At 69.5% G+C, this 20,216-nt stretch carries 12 protein-coding genes; 3 read left to right on the forward strand and 9 right to left on the reverse strand.

Going from position 1 to position 20,216, the window contains the following annotated elements:
- Positions 1–148: 148 nt before the first annotated feature.
- A complete protein-coding gene (locus tag ACIPWY_RS39830) occupies positions 149–3,043 on the reverse strand; it encodes a vitamin B12-dependent ribonucleotide reductase (RefSeq protein ID WP_393706190.1) in 2,895 nt (964 codons plus the stop codon).
- Positions 3,044–3,178: 135 nt separating this feature from the next.
- Positions 3,179–3,724 (reverse strand): transcriptional regulator NrdR, encoded by a 546-nt coding sequence (gene nrdR, locus ACIPWY_RS39835; protein WP_227297763.1) that lies wholly within the window; start codon positions 3,722–3,724, stop codon positions 3,179–3,181.
- A gap of 514 nt (positions 3,725–4,238) precedes the next feature.
- Here nrdR and lexA point away from each other — a divergent pair.
- The gene (gene lexA / locus ACIPWY_RS39840) at positions 4,239–5,024 is read left to right on the forward strand and encodes a transcriptional repressor LexA (RefSeq protein WP_362907016.1); all 786 of its coding nucleotides are present in this window, start codon (positions 4,239–4,241) and stop codon (positions 5,022–5,024) included.
- 181 nt (positions 5,025–5,205) lie between these two features.
- On the opposite strand, the gene ACIPWY_RS39845 is transcribed toward lexA, so the two are convergent.
- The 5 genes from ACIPWY_RS39845 to ACIPWY_RS39865 all read right to left on the reverse strand — a co-directional run bounded on the left by ACIPWY_RS39845 (position 5,206) and on the right by ACIPWY_RS39865 (position 13,881).
- The gene (locus ACIPWY_RS39845) at positions 5,206–7,188 is read right to left on the reverse strand and encodes an ATP-dependent DNA helicase (RefSeq protein WP_362907018.1); all 1,983 of its coding nucleotides are present in this window, start codon (positions 7,186–7,188) and stop codon (positions 5,206–5,208) included.
- A 40-nt stretch (positions 7,189–7,228) separates the two neighbouring features.
- Positions 7,229–9,181: an IucA/IucC family protein gene (locus ACIPWY_RS39850; RefSeq protein ID WP_393706189.1), complete on the reverse strand. Its 1,953-nt coding sequence runs from the start codon at positions 9,179–9,181 to the stop codon at positions 7,229–7,231.
- A gap of 57 nt (positions 9,182–9,238) precedes the next feature.
- Positions 9,239–10,144: a GNAT family N-acetyltransferase gene (locus tag ACIPWY_RS39855; RefSeq protein ID WP_393706188.1), complete on the reverse strand. Its 906-nt coding sequence runs from the start codon at positions 10,142–10,144 to the stop codon at positions 9,239–9,241.
- Positions 10,145–10,183: 39 nt separating this feature from the next.
- Entirely contained in the window at positions 10,184–12,331 is a 2,148-nt protein-coding gene (locus ACIPWY_RS39860; RefSeq protein WP_393706187.1) for an IucA/IucC family protein, read from the reverse strand.
- A 143-nt stretch (positions 12,332–12,474) separates the two neighbouring features.
- The gene (locus ACIPWY_RS39865) at positions 12,475–13,881 is read right to left on the reverse strand and encodes a diaminobutyrate--2-oxoglutarate transaminase family protein (protein ID WP_393706186.1); all 1,407 of its coding nucleotides are present in this window, start codon (positions 13,879–13,881) and stop codon (positions 12,475–12,477) included.
- 383 nt (positions 13,882–14,264) lie between these two features.
- Between ACIPWY_RS39865 and ACIPWY_RS39870 the strand changes: the two genes are divergently transcribed.
- Positions 14,265–15,491, forward strand: a complete 1,227-nt coding sequence (locus ACIPWY_RS39870) for a trypsin-like serine peptidase (protein ID WP_393706185.1) — start codon at positions 14,265–14,267, stop codon at positions 15,489–15,491.
- A 164-nt stretch (positions 15,492–15,655) separates the two neighbouring features.
- Entirely contained in the window at positions 15,656–16,858 is a 1,203-nt protein-coding gene (locus ACIPWY_RS39875) for a trypsin-like serine peptidase (protein ID WP_393706184.1), read from the forward strand.
- A gap of 127 nt (positions 16,859–16,985) precedes the next feature.
- On the opposite strand, the gene hflX is transcribed toward ACIPWY_RS39875, so the two are convergent.
- Both hflX and ACIPWY_RS39885 read right to left on the reverse strand, forming a co-directional pair.
- Positions 16,986–18,482 (reverse strand): GTPase HflX, encoded by a 1,497-nt coding sequence (gene hflX / locus ACIPWY_RS39880; RefSeq protein ID WP_362907028.1) that lies wholly within the window; start codon positions 18,480–18,482, stop codon positions 16,986–16,988.
- Positions 18,483–18,729: 247 nt separating this feature from the next.
- Complete coding sequence (locus ACIPWY_RS39885) at positions 18,730–20,208, reverse strand: M1 family metallopeptidase (RefSeq protein ID WP_362907029.1); 1,479 nt, start codon at positions 20,206–20,208, stop codon at positions 18,730–18,732.
- Between the last annotated feature and the right edge of the window lie 8 nt (positions 20,209–20,216).

Here is a 20,216-nt window from a genome sequence, read left to right on the forward strand (position 1 = left end):
TTTTCTTTTTTTTCCCTTGTTTTCCTTTCCCTATACCGTGGGGCCCCGGGGGTGGGGGGGGGCGCCCCCCCCCCCCCCCCCCCCCCCGCGCGGGGGGGGGGGGGGGGGGCCGGGGCCCCCCCGCCCCTCACTTCACTGCGTCAGCAGATCAGCTGCAACCGCTGGTCGAGCCGCAGCCCTCGCAGATGTAGCACGAGCCGGCGCGCTGCATCTTCGTGCCGCAGGAGAAGCACAGCGGAGCGTCCGCCTGGATACCCAGCTGCATCTCCACGAGCTCGGCGCTGGTGTGCGCCTGCTGCGGAGCGGGCGCCACGGCCTCGGCCTTGGGGGCCTCGACGACGGCCTTCAGGGACTCGGTCTGCCGCGGGGCGGACTGAGCCAGACCCTCGACGTCGACATCGTCCATGGACTGCTCGTACGAGCCCGTCTCCAGGTGACGCTGACGCTCCTCGGCCGAGTGGATGCCGAGCGCGGAGCGCGTCTCGAAGGGCAGGAAGTCGAGCGCCAGGCGGCGGAAGATGTAGTCGACGATCGACTGCGCCATCCGCACGTCCGGGTCGTCCGTCATGCCGGCCGGCTCGAAGCGCATGTTCGTGAACTTCGAGACGTACGTCTCCAGCGGGACGCCGTACTGCAGGCCTACGGAGACGGCGATCGAGAAGGCGTCCATCATGCCGGCGAGGGTGGAGCCCTGCTTCGACATCTTCAGGAAGACCTCGCCGAGACCGTCGTCCGGGTAGGAGTTGGCGGTCATGTAGCCCTCGGCGCCACCGACGGTGAAGGAGGTGGTGATCCCCGGGCGGCCCTTGGGCAGACGCTTGCGGACCGGACGGTACTCGACGACCTTCTCGACCGCGGTACGGATGGTGTCCTCGGCCTTGGCGGTGACCGCCTCCTTCTCCTTCTCCTTGGTCTTGGCGGAGAGGGGCTGGCCGACCTTGCAGTTGTCGCGGTAGATGGCGAGCGCCTTGACGCCCAGCTTCCACGCCTCGAAGTAGACCTCTTCGACGTCCTCGACCGAGGCGGTCTCGGGCAGGTTGACCGTCTTGGACAGCGCGCCGGAGATCCAGGGCTGGATGGCGGCCATCATGCGGACGTGGCCCATCGCGGAGATGGAGCGCTCACCCATGGCGCAGTCGAAGACCTCGTAGTGCTCGGTCTTCAGGCCGGGGGCGTCGATCACATTGCCGTGGTCGGCGATGTGGGCGACGATCGCCTCGATCTGCTCCTCCTGGTAACCCAGGCGGCGCAGGGCCTGCGGGACGGTGCCGTTGACGATCTGCATCGAGCCGCCGCCGACCAGCTTCTTGAACTTGACCAGGGCGAGGTCGGGCTCGAGGCCGGTGGTGTCGCAGGACATCGCGAGACCGATGGTGCCGGTCGGGGCGATGACCGAGGCCTGCGAGTTGCGGAAACCGTTCTTCTCGCCGAGGCGGACCACGTCCTGCCAGGCCTCCGTGGCGGCGGCCCAGATCGGCGCGTCCAGGTCGTCCATGCGGACGGCCTTGGTGTTCGCGTCGGCGTGCTGCTTCATGACCCGCTGGTGCGGCTCCGCGTTACGGGCGTAGCCGTCGTACGGGCCGACGACCGCGGCGAGCTCGGCCGAGCGCTTGTACGAGGTACCGGTCATCAGCGAGGTGATGGAGCCGGCCAGAGCGCGGCCGCCCGCGGAGTCGTACGCGTGGCCCGTGGCCATCAGCAGGGCGCCGAGGTTGGCGTAGCCGATGCCCAGCTGGCGGAAGGCGCGGGTGTTCTCGCCGATCTTCTGCGTCGGGAAGTCCGCGAAGCAGATCGAGATGTCCATCGCGGTGATGACCAGCTCGACGACCTTGGAGAAGCGCTCGACGTCGAAGGACTGGAGGCCCTTGCCGTCGTCCTTCAGGAACTTCATCAGGTTCAGCGACGCGAGGTTGCAGGACGTGTTGTCCAGGTGCATGTACTCGCTGCACGGGTTCGAGCCGTTGATCCGGCCGGACTCCGGGCAGGTGTGCCACTGGTTGATGGTGTCGTCGTACTGGATACCGGGGTCGGCACACGCCCACGCGGCCTCGGCCATCTTGCGGAAGAGCGACTTGGCGTCGACCTCCTCGATGACGTCACCGGTCATCCGGGCGCGCAGACCGAACTTGCCGCCGGTCTCCACGGCCTTCATGAACTCGTCGTTCACGCGGACCGAGTTGTTGGCGTTCTGGTACTGGACGGACGTGATGTCGTCGCCGCCCAGGTCCATGTCGAAGCCCGCGTCACGCAGCGCGCGGATCTTCTCCTCTTCCTTCACCTTGGTCTCGATGAAGTTCTCGATGTCGGGGTGGTCGACGTCGAGGATGACCATCTTGGCCGCGCGGCGCGTGGCGCCACCCGACTTGATCGTTCCTGCGGAGGCGTCGGCACCGCGCATGAAGGAGACGGGGCCGGAGGCGTTGCCGCCCGAGGACAGCAGCTCCTTGGAGGAACGGATCCGCGAGAGGTTCAGGCCGGCGCCGGAGCCGCCCTTGAAGATCATGCCCTCTTCCTTGTACCAGTCGAGGATCGACTCCATGGAGTCGTCGACGGCAAGGATGAAGCAGGCGGAGACCTGCTGGGGCTGCGGCGTACCGACGTTGAACCACACCGGAGAGTTGAAGCTGAAGATCTGGTGCAGGAGGGCGTACGCCAGCTCGTGCTCGAAGATCTCGGCGTCGGCGGGCGAGGAGAAGTAGTTGTAGTCCTCTCCGGCCTTCCGGTACGTCTTCACGATCCGGTCGATGAGCTGCCTGAGGCTCACCTCGCGCTGCGGGGTGCCGACCGCGCCGCGGAAGTACTTGCTGGTGACGATGTTGACCGCGTTCACCGACCAGAAGCCGGGGAACTCGACGCCACGCTGCTCGAAGTTGATCGAGCCGTCGCGCCAATTGGTCATGACGACGTCACGGCGCTCCCACTCCACCTCGTCGTACGGATGCACGCCGGGAGTCGTGTGGATGCGCTCGATACGCAGCCCCTTGTTGGCCTTGGCTCCCTTGGCGCGGGAACCTCGTGCCGGGCCACTCGCCGTCTCTGTCATGCCGCCTCCCTATACCGGGCTAAAACGCCCCGAAGTGCCTCGATCTTCCCGTGGCACGGTGTGTGTCTTGTATTGCGGACGCCGCTCTTGCCGCCCACAACAGGTCTGGATGGCCGCCGACCGGCCCCTGGGCCGTCAGTCGGCAGCGGTGGCGGGCACGGGGACTTCGACAGTCCCTCCGGGCCCGCAGTCACATGGTTCGCGCTCTCCGCCCGCGTCGCCCCGGCTCGCACCGGGCAGCTGTTCCCTCAGCTCCGCGATGGCCGAGTCGAAGTCCTCCAGCGAATTGAACGCCCGGTACACGGACGCGAAGCGCAGGTAGGCGACGAGGTCGAGTTCCTGAAGCGGGCCGAGTATGGCCAGACCCACGTCATGAGTGGTCAGCTCCGCACTGCCGGTGGCGCGCACCGCCTCCTCGACCCGCTGGCCGAGCTGGGCGAGGGCGTCCTCGGTGACGGGGCGACCCTGGCATGCCTTACGGACGCCGTTGATCACCTTCGTACGACTGAAGGGTTCGGTCACCCCGCTCCGCTTGACCACCATGAGCGAGCACGTCTCCACGGTCGTGAAACGACGGGAGCAGTCGGGGCACTGGCGGCGCCTGCGGATCGACGTCCCGTCGTCAGTGGTGCGACTGTCGACGACACGGCTGTCGGGGTGCCTGCAGAAGGGGCAGTGCATGGAACTCCAACCCTCCTTCACAGCACGACTCAATCCTCGGAAGGCCCTCCAGGCCCCGCGAAGCAGCCCCAAGCATAGGCGATGGCGGAGGCCTCGATGGACCGGGGACCACAACTTCTGGGCTACTGATGCAATCCAACCACTAGATCTGGGGTTTGGTCGCTAATTCGCCCCTACGCGTGTCGCTTTCACCTCACGAACACCGGGACGGGAGCGCGCCCATGACGGATGCACGCAGATCACGGGCGGCGGCACACGGAGAGGGGGCCGGTTCCGGGCTGGCGGACCACCGGATGGCACACTGGGAGCCCCACGGAGTGGGTCACGACCTCGGCGGTGAAGCGTACCGTAATCAACCGAATTGCCACTCCGGCGAAGCGCAAGGCATACACCCAGGCACATGATCACGACAAGCAATCTGCGATTTTTCACTCGAACGTGTGTTTGGCGCAACCTTTCGAAAGCAACTACCGTTGGCTAGCTAGGGAGAACATCTCGAGAGGGGCCGACAGACGTGACCACCACCGCAGACAGCGCCACCATCACTGCCCAGGACCGTTCCCAGGGCCGACTCGAGCCGGTGCATGCCATGAATGACGCATCCATGAGCCCGGAGGGGCCGAAGCCTGCGCGCTCCCTGCCGGGCCGACCTCCTGGGATCCGCGCCGACAGCTCGGGTCTGACGGACAGGCAGCGCCGCGTCATCGAGGTGATCAGGGACTCCGTGCAGCGGCGTGGTTACCCGCCGTCGATGCGGGAGATCGGCCAGGCGGTGGGCCTGTCGAGCACGTCGTCGGTCGCGCACCAGCTGATGGCCCTCGAGCGCAAGGGCTTCCTGCGCCGGGACCCGCACCGCCCCCGCGCCTACGAGGTCCGGGGCTCCGACCAGCCGAGCGCGCAGCCCACGGACACCGCGGGCAAGCCGGCCGCGTCGTACGTCCCGCTCGTCGGCCGCATCGCCGCCGGTGGCCCGATCCTCGCCGAAGAGTCCGTCGAGGACGTGTTCCCCCTCCCCCGGCAGCTGGTCGGTGACGGCGAGCTGTTCGTTTTGAAGGTCGTCGGCGACTCGATGATCGAGGCCGCGATCTGCGACGGGGACTGGGTCACGGTCCGCCGCCAGCCGGTCGCGGAGAACGGTGACATCGTCGCCGCGATGCTCGAGGGCGAGGCCACCGTCAAGCGGTTCAAGCGCGAGGACGGCCATGTGTGGCTGCTCCCGCACAACTCCGCGTACCAGCCGATCCCCGGCGACGAGGCGACGATCCTCGGCAAGGTGGTGGCAGTTCTGCGGCGGGTGTGACACCGCGCCCCTGACCGGACCCCGGAACCAACTGCGCCGGTTCCGGGGTCCTGCTGTGTCCTGGCCGCCCTGCTGTCCTGGCCCTGCCGAGTGTCGGGGTCCTGCCGTGTCCGCGGCGAGCTGCATCGCGGAGCCCCGCGGTATCCGGGGCTCCGCGTGCGCGTGCGAGCGGTCTGCGCGGCTACGCGCTCTCTCCGGCTTCTGCGGTCGCCTTCGCGTCGATCGCCGCCAGCGACCGCCGCACCTGATTCCGGTCCGTCGTGTACCAGAAGTCCGGCATCGAGGCCCGCAGATAGCTGCCGTACCGGGCCGTCGCCAACCGCGGGTCCAGGACCGCCACGACGCCACGGTCCCCCGTCGCCCGTACGAGACGGCCGGCGCCCTGGGCCATCAGCAGGGCTGCGTGCGTCGCCGCCACGGCCATGAAGCCATTGCCGCCTGCATCCTCGACGGCCTTCTGGCGCGCGCTCATCAGCGGGTCGTCCGGCCGCGGGAACGGGATCTTGTCCATGACCACGAGCTGGCAGCCGGCACCCGGGACATCCACTCCCTGCCACAGGGAGAGCGTGCCGAACAGGCACGTCTTCGGGTCGGCCGCGAACCCCTTGATCAGCTCACCGAGCGTCTCCTCGCCCTGAAGCAGGATGGGGAACTCCGGAAGGCGGGTCCGCAGCTCCTCCGCCGCGGCCTGTGCGGCGCGCATCGAGGAGAAGAGCCCCAGCGTCCGGCCACCGGCTGCCTGCATCAGCTCGGCCAGCTCGTCCATCATGTCGCTACGGGTGCCCTCGCGCGCGGGGCGTGCCAGGTGCTTGGCGACGTAGAGAATGCCCTGCTTGCGGTAGTCGAACGGCGATCCGACGTCGAGGCCCCGCCACTGCGGGAGGCCCTCGCCCTCCTGGCCCTCGGGGGCCAGGCCCAGCGAGGCACCCACCCCGTTGAAATCGCCGCCCAGCTTGAGTGTCGCCGAGGTCAGGACGACGGACCGGTCCGTGAAGAGCTTCTCCCGCAGCAGGCCCGACACCGACATGGGGGCCACCCTGAGGGACGCGCCGAAGCGGTCGTGCCGCTCGTACCAGACGACGTCGTATTCGGAGCCGTTCGTGATGCGCTCGGCCACGTCGTGAATGCTCTCCACGGAGGCCAGGGCCTGCTTGCGCACCGCGTCCTCGTCCTGGACCGATTTGTCGCGCGTGGTGCCCAGGGCCGAGATGACGGTCCTGGAGGCGTCCCGCAGCGCCATCAGCGCGTAGCCGAGGTCCTCCGGGATCTCTTCCAGACGGCCGGGCAGCGCCAGCTCCATGAGCCGCTCGAAGCCCTCGGCGGCGGTCTGGAGCTGATCGGCCGCCTTCTCGTTGACCAGCTTGGCGGATCGGCGCACCGCGCGGTTCACCTGCCCCGGGGTGAGCTCGCCCGTCGCCACACCCGTGACCCGGGAGACCAGCTCGTGCGCCTCGTCCACGATCAGTACCTCGTGGGACGGCAGGACAGGCGCCCCTTCGATGGCGTCGATCGCCAGGAGCGCGTGATTCGTGACGATCACATCGGCGAGCTTGGCCCGCTCGCGGGCCGCCTCGGCGAAGCACTCCTGCCCGTACGCGCACTTGGTGGCGCCCAGGCACTCCCTGGAAGAGACCGACACCTGGGACCAGGCCCGGTCCGACACTCCGGGGGTCAGATCGTCCCGGTCGCCCGTCTCCGTCTCGTCGGCCCAGTCCCGCATCCGCAGCAGGTCCTGGCCGAGCTTGCTGGTCGGAGCGGCCGCCTCGAACTGGTCGAAGAGGCCCTCCTCCTCGTCCTGCGGCGCTCCCTCGTGGAGGCGGTGCAGACACAGATAGTTCGACCGGCCCTTGAGCATGGCGAACTGGGGGCGCCGGCGCAGCAGGGGGTGCAGCGCGTCGACCGTGCGCGGCAGGTCCCGCTCGACGAGCTGGCGCTGGAGGGCCAGCGTGGCCGTCGCGACCACGACCCGCTCCCCGTGCGCAAGGGCAGGCACCAGGTAGCCGAGGGACTTACCGGTACCCGTGCCTGCCTGTGCGAGCAGGTGGGAACCGCCGTCGATCGCCTCGGCTACGGTCTCGGCCATGGCCACCTGGCCAGGGCGTTCCGTACCGCCGACAGCGGCGACGGCGGCGTGCAGGAGTTCAGGGAGGGAGGGCTTCGTCATAGCTCGACCACCCTACGGGGCACCACTGACAATCCCGCGATCAAGGCTGGTGCAGAGGGTTGGGCACGGTGCCGTGCACGGCGGCATGGGGGCGCTGGGGCCGGTCGCGGTAACCGTCCAGGTGCAGTCGGTTGCGATTGAGGCAGAGCCGCTCGATACGAGGGGTGAGGAGGTCGAACATCTCGTACCGCTCCTTGAGCTCGGGGAAGCGCGCTTGATACCGCACGATCTCTCCGCGCACCAGGGACCAGAACTTCTCTTCCGTGACCCCCAGTTGCTCCTCGCACAGGGGCGCCAGATACCGGAAGACACCGACGAAGAGCCCCGAGTGGATGAACTGGGTCAGGAAGTCGGGCGGCTCGGTGAGCAGGATCTCGCGTACGTCCTGCGGCATGCCCTCGTGTTCGGGCAGCGGCTCGGCGCTCACGTTCACGTCGTCGACGAAGTCCTTCACCGCGAGCCGCACCGGCACGTCGTGGTCGTCGAAGACGACGATGGCGTTCTCTCCGTGCGGGGAGAAAACGGTGCCGTAGCGGTAGAGGAAGTGCAGAAGCGGGGGCAGCAGGGCCGCGAAGAGCCGGCGCAGCCACACCTCGGGGGTCAGGCCCGATCGGGCGACGAGCTCCGCGGTGAATGCCCGGCCGTGCGGGTCCGCGTGGAGCAGCGAGGCCAGCGTGCGGGCCCGCTCGCCGGGGGCGAGATACCGGGAGACCGGTTCGCGCCAGATGGCGCCCAGCAACTCCTTGTATTGATACGGGACTTCTTCGAGGCCGTCGTACGCAGGGTGCTCGACGGCGACGGAAGCCACCTCTCCAAGGAGGATGACTCCGCAATCGTCCTTCAAGAAGGGATCGGTTTCGCGGAGGGAGTGCATCCACGCGGTCACCGACGGTGCCGCGAGAGTGCGCTCTGTGGGCAGGCCGCGCCAGACGAGGGTGTTGAGCACGGAGAGCGGCAGCTTCACCGTGTGGCGGTCAGGGCGCGAGATGTTGAGGAACGTCCGGATGGACTGCTGGGGCAGGCGCACGTCGCCGTCGGTGGGGAGCGGCACGATGGCGTCCTCCGCGACGGGGCCGGCGAAGAGCGGCAGCACGATGTTGCTCCACTGCCACGGGTGTACCGGTAGGTACAGGTAGGCCTGGGGGTCCAGGCCACGCTTCCGAAGGGCCTCGGCGAAGGAGTCCCGCACCGCCGGGGAGAGCTCACGATCGTAGAGCCGTTGGGCTGTCGCCAGGTCGGCGACGCCTCTGTAGGCGGCGATCCGTGTGTGGACGGCGATCCACGGGAGCGTCCCGGGGATACGGGCCTCGGGGGCCCAGCGTGCTGTGTCGGTCGCCGAGAAGCCCATGCGGCCCTTGTTGAGGACGAGCCAGGGGTGGCCCGTCTGGTGGCCTTCCAGCTCGGCGTATCCGAGTTCGGCGAGCTGGGCCGCGGAGAGCGCGGTGTGGTCGAGACGGGCGTCGGCGGCGAGGGTGACGGTGAGCTCGCGGATGAGATGCCCGAGCGTGGCGCCGTCGAGGCCGAGGACGTGCTTGGCGCGGAGGAGGAAGGCGAGGGGGTCGGTGAAGGGTTCCGGCGGGTTCGTTCGGTTCGTTCCGGTGATTGACGGATCGGGCTCCGCGACGTCCGCGTCCATATCCGTCTGCGCGGGACGGCCCCCGATCCATTGGATGCTGCCCGGATCCACGAGCCAGCTGCCGTACGCGGCCCGGCGGGCCCTGAACTGGAACGCGCTGCCGGACGGCGTGTGGGCGCCCTCGACGGACAAGCTGTAGAGGTCCGTACGTAACGGCCCCGGTCCCGGCCCTTGTCCCCGCTCGGGTCGCGGCTCCGGCTCACGTTTCGGTTCGATGATCTCCTCGTACGCGAACTCCCCGATCATCTTCGCCAGCAGCCGGGCTGCGGCGCGCTCCCAGGTCTCGGAGGTCAGCTCCGCCGGGTCGTACAGAGCGGAGGACGCCACGGAAGTCCGGGGCTCGGACGGATTCGGCACGGGGACTCCTCGGGAGGGAACCGGATCGAGGTGAGCGGTGTACTAAGAGTGACGGGCTCACAGCAGAGCGCGCAGGGCCCGGTCTCGGATCATGAGTGCGGCGCGCTTGTCGGGGAGGTCCACCTCGGCGGAGAAGCGGAAACCAGCACTCAAGAAGGCTGATACGGAAGGGGTGTTGCGAAGGTCCGGCTCTGCGATGACACGAGCGCAGGGCGGACGATGGTCGAGTACGAGGCCGGCGACGGCCCGGAGCAGGCCTGTGCCAAGCCCTCGGCCGCGATTGGCGACACCGCCGATGAGGAGGTGAACACCGGTGTCGTGCGGGCGTGCGGGGTAGTGGCGGGCCAGTGGGTCGAGGTCGGCGCGGTAGATCTCCCAGTAGCTCATCGGGGTGCCGTCCAGCACGCCGAGGCAGGGGACGCTGCGCCCGTCGCCGTCCAGTTGGGGACGGAGATGGTTCTCCGTGACGGTCTCCGGGCCCTCGAGTTCCCAGAAAGCGGCTACGGCCGGGTCGTTCATCCAGCGACTGATCAGCGGCAGATCGCGTGCGATGCGGACGGGAACCAGCTGGAAGACGCCGGAAATTGTGGTGATCGGTCCCCACGCACCGACGTTGTCGAGCAGGTCGTCGTCCGCCAGGGCCGTCGAGGTGCCGTCCGGTCCGTACGCCCTTGTTCCGTCACTTGCGTGCCCAGACGCGGCGGAGCCCGCACCGGTCCCCAGCCCCGCGCTGCAGTTGGCCTGTCCGCCGGCTCCACCCTGCCCGGCGATCAGGTCGATGAGTTCGTCGGGCAGACGCAGGTCCAGGGTGTCGGCGACGTCCGCGTCGGCGCTGGGATCGGAGCCGGGGAGCTCGTCGACCTGATCGCCGGGGCCTGGGTCGGTGACCTCGTCGGTGACGGCATCGGTCAGGGCGGAAGCGGGGGTGCCTTCGGCGTCGGTGCGCGCGTCGGTGGATGACACGGCGACGTTCCTCTCAGGGGATGGGGTGGGGCATGTTCCTCAGGAATGAAGGGGGTTGGCGATGGTGACGTAGACGGACTGGGTGTCGACGGGTCCGACGAGTTCGTCGAGTCCGTGCAGGCGGGTGAGGAGGTTGGCCTTGCAGCGCAGGGCCGGGGAGTCGAGGAGGTATGCGGGCAGTGGGGTGCGGAGCTTGTCGGGGCCTGACGCGACATCGGCGAGGAAGCCTCGGAAGGCAGCGAGCAACAGCCGCTCGTCTGCCAGCTGTTGAGAGCCGAAGGCGCCGATGAGACCGAAGATGTTGTTGATCCCGAGGTAGTAGGCGAACCTCTCGTCGGTGACGTCGTCGGTGACGAAGGTGTCGCTGTGGCTGCCGATGCCGGGCAGCCGGCTGTCCAGCTCGTCGCGGCGGGACTCGCGGAAGTAGTAGCCCTGGTTGTCGCGGTAGCGGCCGCCGATGGGCCAGCCTTCGGGGTCGAGCAGCAGCAGCGTGTTCTGCTGGTGAGCCTCCAGGGCTACGCCGGCGGTGCTGTCGAGCCAGAGCACGGGGCGGACGACGTGTTCGAGGTAGCGCAGGAACCACTCGGCGGCGACGGCGCCGAGGGGGCGGCCGGTGCGGCCGGCGAGGCGAGTGATGGTCTCGGCGAGTCGGGAGCGCATGAGATGGCGGTCCCGTTGTCCGTGGGGCACGGCCGGGGGCCTGGGCGACACGAAGCCGGCGATGCAGGCCGCGTCGTCTCCGGGTGCGAACGGGTTGTTCCGGATCATCACGTCCAGGCCGGGCACCGGTTCGCCGTCCGGGCCGTTCACGGCGAGCCAGGCCGGGTCGCGAACGATGTCGAATCCGGGGTGGGCGGCCTGCCACTGCTCGAAGAGGCCCGTACGCAGCAGTCGGTGGACCTCGACTCCACGGTGGAGTTCCTTACGGAGGTTCTCCCGACGGGAGTTGGTGATGCGCAGGCCGAGCGAGAGCTTCAGCATGGCCGATGCGTCGGACCGGTAGAGGGTACGGACAGAGGAGGTGGGGTACCAGGGGGCGCCGTGAGGGCCGAGGTCACGCAGAAGGCCGGCGTCGAGAAGGGCCGCCGTCCGGGGGCGGTGCTTGAGCTCGCGGACCTGCCAGGGATGCAGGGGCAGCGCGGCGTGGCCATCGGGCAGGGGCAGCTCCGTCCCGGCGAGTTGGAGGGTGAGCTGGTCCGCGGGGAGGGGACGGCCCCGCTGGGTCCAGGCCGAGTCCATCGCGAGTACCGAGCGGTTCACCGCCATCCAGTGCAGGGGGAAGGATCCCTGCAGCTCAGGTGAATAGAGCTGGGATTCGGCCTCGGACAGGCCCTCGCGGCTCTTCGGGGTCGGGTGCAGGGGGTGGCCGAGCAGGAGTGACTGTTCGGCGGCCAGGAAGAGGTCGGTCGTGTCGCGGGGGTTGCTGCGGCGGTGAGCGATGAAGTCGGCGGTGCGGCGCACCGAGTCGGCGACGCGTCCCACCAGATCGGCTCCGTCGCCGGAGGAGGTGAGGTGGGAAGGCCCGGAGGTGGCCGAGTGGGAGAGCTCGGGGCGTGTGGCCCCGGAGGGCTCCGAGGCGGTCGGCTTGGGCGCCGGGACGCTCGGGTTCGGCGCCGAGACGGTCGCGGGCCACGGCGCGAAGAAGGCGTCCGGCGTGCCCACCGACCCCGGGACCGAGCCTTCCCGCGGGCCGGCATCGGCACGGCCCCGCACCGGGGCTTCGCCACAGCCCACGACCCTGGCGGCGCTTCCCGGGCCGGATGCCTCGCGGCTCAGGAGGGCGGCGACCGTGACGGCGTCGACGCGCGGGGCGTCGAGCGGACCGTCCTGAAGATGGGGCATACCGAGCCGGTGCCAGCCGGTTGCGGACCAGTAGTGGACGGGGATGAGGAGGGCGGTGCCACTTGCGGGCAGAGGGATGCGCAGAGTGCCGTGTGGGGGTTCGGCCAGATCGTTCTCCCGCACCCAGCAGCGGAGCAGGCTCTCGACGGCCGCGGCCTGGGCCGCGGTGCCGGGGTCGGGATGCTCCAGCAGGTCGGCGGTGGAGCCGTGCGGATGCTCGGTCTCCTGGCTGCCGTCCTTCTGCCGGGGGACCGTCCCGCGTTCCGGCGCAAGCTGGGGCTGCGTGTCGCAGGCTCCGCTCGACTGGGGGCGGTGTCGGTCGTCGGGTGCGGGAGTGGCGTTCAACGGGGCTTCCTTGTGGGGTAGTTGACTCCGTGATGCGGCGGTCCGGACTGTCCGGTGTTCCGCTCCTGTCCGTGGTGGTCCGTGTTGTGGTGGCCCTGGCCTGGTGGGTTCGGGGTCTCAGGCCGGGGCCGGTCCCGGCCGGGCTAGCCGCGATGGGTGTGGGCGGCTTCGGCCAGGGCGTCGGCGAGACGCTCGACGACCGCGGCAGCCTGTTCGTCGGTGATCGTGAGGGGCGGCAGGAGGCGTACGACGCTCGAGTGGCGGCCGCCGAGCTCGACGATGAGTCCGCGGCGGAGACACTCGCGCTGCACGGACGCGGCCAGTGCGGGCGCGGGAGGGCAGGGGCTCGCGTCGCGTGCCACGGATCGGCCCGGGTCCTGGGTGGCGCCCGCGTCGACCAGTTCGACGCCGATCATCAGGCCGCGGCCTCGTACGTCCCCGACACAGGGGTGTTCGGCGGCGAGGCCCTGGAGCTGGCCCACCATGCGGGCGCCCAGGAGGGCGGCCCGTTCGGCGAGACGGTTCTCTCTGACGTAGGCGAGGGTCGCGGCGCCGGCGGCCATGGCGAGCTGGTTCCCGCGGAACGTGCCGGCGTGGGCCCCGGGTTGCCAGACATCGAGGTCGTCCCGGTAGACGACGACGGCCAGGGGGAGGCTGCCGCCGATCGCCTTGGACAGGACCATGACGTCGGGCACCACGCCGCTGTGTTCGACGGCCCAGAAGGCGCCGGTCCTGCCCACGCCGGTCTGGACCTCGTCGGCGATCAGCGGGATGGAGCGGGCCGCGGTGAGTGCGCGCATCCGGCGCATCCAGGCGTCGGGCGCGGGGATCACTCCGCCTTCCCCCTGGACGGGTTCGAGGATCATGCCGGCGGGGTGTGGCACTCCGGACTTCGGGTCGTCGATGAGGGATTCGGTCCACCGCGCGGAGAGTTCGGCGCCGCGCTCGCCGCCGACGCCGAAGGGACAGCGGTAGTCCTGCGGGTAGGGCAGCCGAGCGACTCTGACGTCCTGCGCCCCGCCGGACGCCTCGAGCGCCCCCGCGGTCATCCCGTGATACGCGCCGGTGAAGGCGAGCATTCCGGTGCGGCCGGTTGCCGTGCGGACGAGTTTCAGGGCGGCCTCCACCGCATCGGTGCCGGCCGGTCCGCAGAACTGGATCCTGGCGCGCTCGGCGAGCCCGGCGGGCAGCGTGCGGAAGAGCTCCGTCGTGAAAGCGTCCTTCACGGGGGTGGCCAGGTCGAGGACATGCAGGGGGGCGCCGGAGTCGAGTACGCGTCTGATCGCTTCGAGTACGACGGGGTGGTTGTGGCCGAGGGCCAGGGTGCCCGCGCCGGAGAGGCAGTCGAGGTACCGGCGTCCGTCGGCTCCCTCGATCGTCAGGCCGCGTGCCCGCACGGGCACGATCGGCAGGGCGCGCGCGTAGGTGCGGGCCGCCGACTCCCGTGCGGACTGTCGCCGCAGGATCCCCTCTTGGGCAGCGCCCTCACGGGCGGCATCCCCCTCATACCCTGCGGACACCGCCGCGGGCGCAGGTTCGGTGACGGCCACGACTGATGGTCCTCCCCTGGATCTCGCTGGATCCGGTCGAATTCTCCGAGTGCGGGGATCAGTTGACGCAACTGCGTCCGGGGCCGAACCCCAAGGACCGAGCGGCAACGGTGAATCCCCCTTACGTACCAACGACGGTGGCTGCGCCGGATCACGGGTCGGCGGAAAATCCTTGTCCTGCCGAAGATCCCTGCCGTGACGGAACCGTTGCCGTTCCGTAGGTAGTCACCCACAGCGCGCGCATAGGGTGGGTTGCCGTTCGACGGCGGGCACAGGGCTCGGTCGCGGGGCGAGGCACATCAAGTGCCGAGCGTGGCGCGACCGGTTCACGACCGCCGACGGCCGGCACTGCACAGTTCTCGAAGCCCAGGGGGATTCACGACATGCGACCCATACGTCCGCTCTTGACCGTTCAGCGCGGGAGGAGCGCGCGCCGCAGAACCTCCCCCGTGGCGGCCGCTCTCGCCGTCGGTGCGGCGCTCGCGCTCACCGCCACCGCGTGCGGTCCCGGCGACGACAACGCGGACTCGAAGCCGACCGCGTCCGCGGCGCAGGGCGGCGGCGACAAGATCCAGATCCCGGACGACATCAAGGACCGGCTCAAGGAGCACGGTATTGATCTGGACAAGTGGAAGAACGGCGAGTGGAAGAACTGGGACAAGGACAAGTGGCTGCGTGAGGCGCAGGACTACGTCAACCCCATCATCGACGGTCTGTGGGACCCGGACCGGATGCGTGACGCCGACAAGAACCCGGACAACGAGGTCGACGACAACGACATCTCGGGCGACGAGGGCGTGACGGACCCGACGCCGCAGCCCGTGAAGGCCGCGGCCGTCGGCACGCCGTACCACGACAGCGCGCCGTACGCCGGAAAGCTCTTCTTCGACGGCCCCGAGGGGTCGATGGTCTGTTCCGCGACGGTCGTCACGGACCCCGCGCATCCGGGTAAGTCGAACATGGTGTGGACCGCGGGCCACTGTGTGCACGCCGGCAAGAACGGCGGCTGGTACCGCAACATCGCCTTCGTGCCCTCGTACAACAACGCGGGTCTGTCGGACGAGCAGCTCAAGAAGGCCACCAAGGAAGAGGTCGCTCCGTACGGCGTCTGGTGGGGTGCGTGGGCGCAGACGTCCGACCAGTGGATCGAGCAGGGCGGTCCGACCGGCGGGCAGGGCGCGCCGTACGACTTCGCGGTCATCCAGGTCACGCCGGAGAAGGGCAGTGAGGGCAAGTCCCTCGAGGAGGCGGTCGGTACGGCCGTGCCGGTCGACTTCAACGCGCCCGCGGTGCCGAAGATCGCCACGATGACGGCGAAGGGCTACCCGGCGGCGCCTCCGTACGACGGCCAGACGCTGTACCAGTGCGCCGACAAGCCGGGACGGCTCTCCCTCGCGAAGGCCGACCCCACGATGTACCGCATCGGCTGCACCATGACCGGCGGTTCGTCCGGTGGCGGCTGGATCGCTCAGGGCTCCAGCGGAAAGCCCTCGCTGGTGTCGAACACGTCGATCGGCCCGGTGACGGCCGGCTGGCTCGCGGGCCCGCGCCTCGGCAAGGAGGCCAAGGGGATTTACGACGCGGTCAGCAAGAAGTACGCCGGTCAGTAGACCGGATATGAGCGGCGGCGGGGTGACGAAACCTTCACCACCCCGCCGCCGTTCGTCCCCAACTCCACAGGCATAGTGGGGTGCTGCGTCCGAGATCTCCGTACGGAGATCACTCCGGACCTGACAAGCTCATGACACATTCGCTCAACGGGGGTAACCGCACCATGCGTTCCACACGTCCGTCATCCACGCGGAGCCGGGGTCGGCGCACCGTCCTCGCCGCTACGGGCCTCGCCGCGGCCCTGGCGCTCACCGCCACCGCCTGCGGTCCGAGCGACGACAAGGCGAGTGACAAGTCGGCCGCCACGGCTTCACAGGGCGCCGGCGAGGGATCCGACGGCAAGCTGCCCGGAGGCATCGCCGACCAGCTCAAGAAGCACGGCATCGACCCGGACAAGTGGAAGAACGGCGCCTGGAAGAACTGGGACAAGGACGACTGGCTGCGCGAGGCCAAGGACTTCGTCAACCCGGTCATCAAGGACCACTGGAAGCCTGAGCGGATGAAGTCCGCCAAGGACCCGGACAAGACGATCGCGGCGAAGGACGCCTCGGCCGACCAGGGCGCCACGGACCCTGAGCCGCAGCCGGTCAAGGCTGTCCCCGAGAAGACCCCGTACCACGAGAACGCCGCTCCGGTCGGCAAGGTCTTCTTCGACTCCCCCGAGGGTTCGATGGTCTGCTCCGGCACCGTCGTGAAGGATCCGCGCAACCCGGGCAAGTCCAACCTCGTCTGGACCGCGGGCCACTGCGTGCACGCGGGGGCGGTGGGCGGCTGGTACCGCAACATCGCCTTCGTCCCGGCCTACAACGACCTGGGCAAGTCCGAGGCGCAGCTGCAGAACGCGGCCCCGCAGGAGGTCGCCCCGTACGGCACCTTCTGGGCCGACTGGGCCTCCACCTCCAACGAGTGGATCGACACGGGCGCCGAGTCGGGCGGTGCGGGCGCTCCGTACGACTACGCGGTGCTGCACGTGAAGCCGGAGCAGGGCTCCAAGTCCCTCGAGGAGACTGTCGGCAACGCGCTGCCCGTGGACTTCTCCGAGCCCGCGGTCCAGTCGGTCAGCAGCATGGGTGCCTGGGGCTACCCGGCCGCGCCGCCGTACAACGGCCAGCTGATGCACAAGTGCATCGACCGCCCGGGCCGTCTGTCCCTCAGCCCCGACATGCCGACGATGTACCGCATCGGCTGCACCATGACCGGCGGTTCGTCCGGTGGTGGCTGGTTCCGGATGGTCGACGGGAAGACTCAGCTGGTGTCGAACACGTCGATCGGCCCGGCCGAGAACACCTGGCTGGCCGGACCGCAGCTGGGCAAGGGCGCCCAGCAGGTCTTCGACACGATGAGCGAGAAGTACGGCAGCCAGTAAGCGCCGGCTTCACCGCACGAGAGCGCACGATTCAGCGCACGAAAACGCACGAACGAGGGCCCGCCCCCAGGAAGTTGGGGGGCGGGCCCTCGGCGTCGGTACGGGATGCCCGGCTGCTGCCGGAGCGTCAGCTCGCGGCCGCCGCCAGGAGGTACGGCGCGAACTCGGCGGCGAGTTCCTCGTGAACCCGCGCCTTGAGCAGAGTGCCCTCCGGCGTGTGCTCCTCGGAGATCACCTCGCCGCCGGCGTGCGCACGCGCGACCAGCTGGCCGTGCGTGTACGGAACGAGCGCGTCGATCTCGACCTCGGGACGCGGCAGCTCGTCGTCGATGATCGCGAGCAGCTTGTCGATGCCGAGCCCGGTGCGGGCCGACACCGCGATCGCGCGCCTCTCGACGCGCAACAGCCGCTGGAGGACGAGGGGGTCGGCCGCGTCCGCCTTGTTGATCACCACGATCTCGGGCACCTCCGTGGCGCCGACGTCGCGGATGACCTCGCGCACGGCGGCCAGCTGCTCCTCCGGCGCCGGGTGCGATCCGTCCACCACGTGCAGGATCAGGTCGGAGTCACCGACCTCCTCCATCGTGGAGCGGAACGCCTCGACGAGGTGGTGCGGCAGGTGCCGTACAAAACCGACCGTGTCGGCCAGCGTGTAGAGCCGGCCGCTGGGCGTCTCGGCCCTGCGGACGGTCGGGTCGAGGGTGGCGAACAGGGCGTTCTCCACCAGGACTCCGGCGCCCGTCAGGCGGTTGAGCAGGGACGACTTGCCCGCGTTGGTGTATCCGGCGATGGCCACCGAAGGCACCTTGTTGCGGCGCCGCTCCTGGCGCTTGATCTCGCGGCCCGTCTTCATCTCCGCGATCTCCCGGCGCATCTTCGCCATCTTCTCGCGGATCCGTCGCCGGTCCGTCTCGATCTTGGTCTCACCGGGACCACGGGTGGCCATGCCGCCACCGCCGCCGCCACCCATCTGCCGGGAGAGCGACTGACCCCAGCCGCGCAGCCGCGGCAGCATGTACTGCATCTGCGCGAGGGCGACCTGCGCCTTGCCCTCTCGGGACTTGGCGTGCTGGGCGAAGATGTCGAGGATCAGGGCGGTCCTGTCGACCACCTTGACCTTGACGACGTCTTCGAGGTGGATGAGCTGGCCGGGGCTGAGCTCACCGTCACACACGACGGTGTCGGCTCCGGTCTCGAGGACGATGTCGCGCAGCTCCAGGGCCTTGCCCGAGCCGATGTACGTCGCCGCGTCGGGCTTGTCCCGGCGCTGGATGACGCCGTCGAGCACCTGGGCGCCGGCGGTCTCGGCCAGTGCGGCCAGCTCGGCGAGGGAGTTCTCCGCGTCGTTGACCGTTCCCGAGGTCCACACGCCGACGAGCACGACCCGCTCCAGGCGGAGCTGTCGGTACTCGACTTCGGTGACGTCCTCGAGCTCGGTGGAGAGGCCCGCGACGCGGCGCAGGGCCGCACGCTCGGAGCGGTCGAACTGGTCGCCGTCCCGCTCTCCGTCGATCTCGTGGCTCCAGGCGACGTCCTCTTCCATCAGGGCATCGGCCCGAAGACCTTCGGGGTTGTTCTGCGCGAAGCTCTGCGCGTCCTGGGAAGGGGAAGAAGAGGAGGTCATTGGATCCTTACGTCGCGGTGGTTCGAAATGGTGACGGTCCGCGCATGACAGCGAGGTCCTACGACTGACACAACGTCCCGGGGCGTCCGTAGATTCCCGGGGCGTCCGTGCCGCCGACCTGAAAGATGGTCGCACGGCACGGCCCGTCTCGTCATCCGACTTAATGCCCGCCGGCGCCGGGCTCGAAGCCTTGTCCTGCCTGGGCTGTGCGCCGCAGGCCAGGCGCCCGGCCCGTGGCCACCCGCTCCTAGCCCTTGGCCGGCTTCGCCTTCTGCACCGGCGTCGACTTCCAGTCCGGGTGGCCCGGCATCGGCGGCGTCGTCTTGCCGTACAGCCAGGCCCTGAAGAAGCCCTGGAGGTCGCGGCCCGAGGTCTGCGAGGCGAGGCTGATGAAGTCCGCCGTGCTCGCCGTACCGTCACGGTGCGTGCGCACCCAGTCGCGCTCCAGCCGCTCGAAGGCCGGGGTGCCGATCTCCTGGCGGAGCGCGTAGAGGACGAGGGCGCTGCCGTCGTAGACGACCGGGCGGAAGATGCTGATCTTCTGGCCCGGCTTCGGGCCCTTGGGGGAGGCCGGCGGGCCGCCCGCGGCGCGCCAGCCGTCCGAGGCCCGGTAGGCCTCGCGCATGCGCTTGGCCATGGACTGGTGCCCCTTCTCCTGGGCGTAGAGGGCCTCGTACCAGCTGGCGTGGCCCTCGTTCAGCCACAGGTCGGACCAGGTGCGGGGGCTGACGCTGTCACCGAACCACTGGTGCGCCATCTCATGGACCATGATCGAGTCGATGTACCAGGCGGGGTAGGCCGGCTCCGTGAAGATGTACTTCTCGAAGAGGGAGAGCGTCTGCGTCTCGAGCTCGAAGCCGGTCTGGGCCTGGGCGATCAGGAGGCCGTAGTTCTCGAAGGGGTAGCGGCCGACCTTCCCTTCCATCCAAGCGAGCTGGGCGGGTGTCTTCTTGAGCCACGGTTCCAGTACCTTGCGGTCCTTGGCGGGCACCACGTCACGGACGGGAAGCCCGTGCGGCCCCTCGCGGTGCAGCACCGCGGAGCGACCGATCGAGACCTGCGCCAGCTCGGTGGCCATGGGGTGGAGGGTGCGGTACGACCAGCTGGTGTCCGCGCCGTGGCGCATCTTCAGGAAGGGCACACCGTTGGCGACGACCGTGAGCGCCTTGGGGGCGGTGATCCGGAACGTGAACAGCGCCTTGTCCGAAGGGTGGTCGTTGCTCGGGAACACGCGGTGCCCGGCGTCGGCCTGATTGGCCATGGCGAGACCGTCCTTGGTCTGCACCCAGCCGCCCTCCTCCTTGCCGGGGGCCGGGTTGCTGGTGTGCCGCACCGTGATCTCCAGCGGGGCACCCTCCGGGACGGCGGTCTCGGGCGTGACGACCAGGTCCTCGTCGCTGGTCTCGAACCGCGCGGGACTGCCGTTGACCTCGACGGAGCGGACGGTTCCGTGCGCGAAGTCGAGGTTCACCCGGTCGAGGCGGGCGGTCGCCGTGGCCTCGATCTTGGTGACGGCGTCCAGCGGCTTCTTGTTGTCGCCGTGGTACGTGAACGCGATGTCGTACGACTCCACGTCGTAGCCCGGATTGCCGAGGTGCGGGAAGAGCCGGTCGCCGATGCCCAGCGGGACGGCCGCCGGCGGGGCGCTCGCGGCGAGAAGTGCGGTGGAGGCGGCCGCGGCGACGAGCGCGGTGCCCATGCGGATGGTGCGGGGGGTGAGCAGCATGAACTACG

The sequence above is a fragment of the Streptomyces sp. NPDC090032 genome (assembly GCF_044748025.1).
GTDB lineage: Bacteria > Actinomycetota > Actinomycetes > Streptomycetales > Streptomycetaceae > Streptomyces.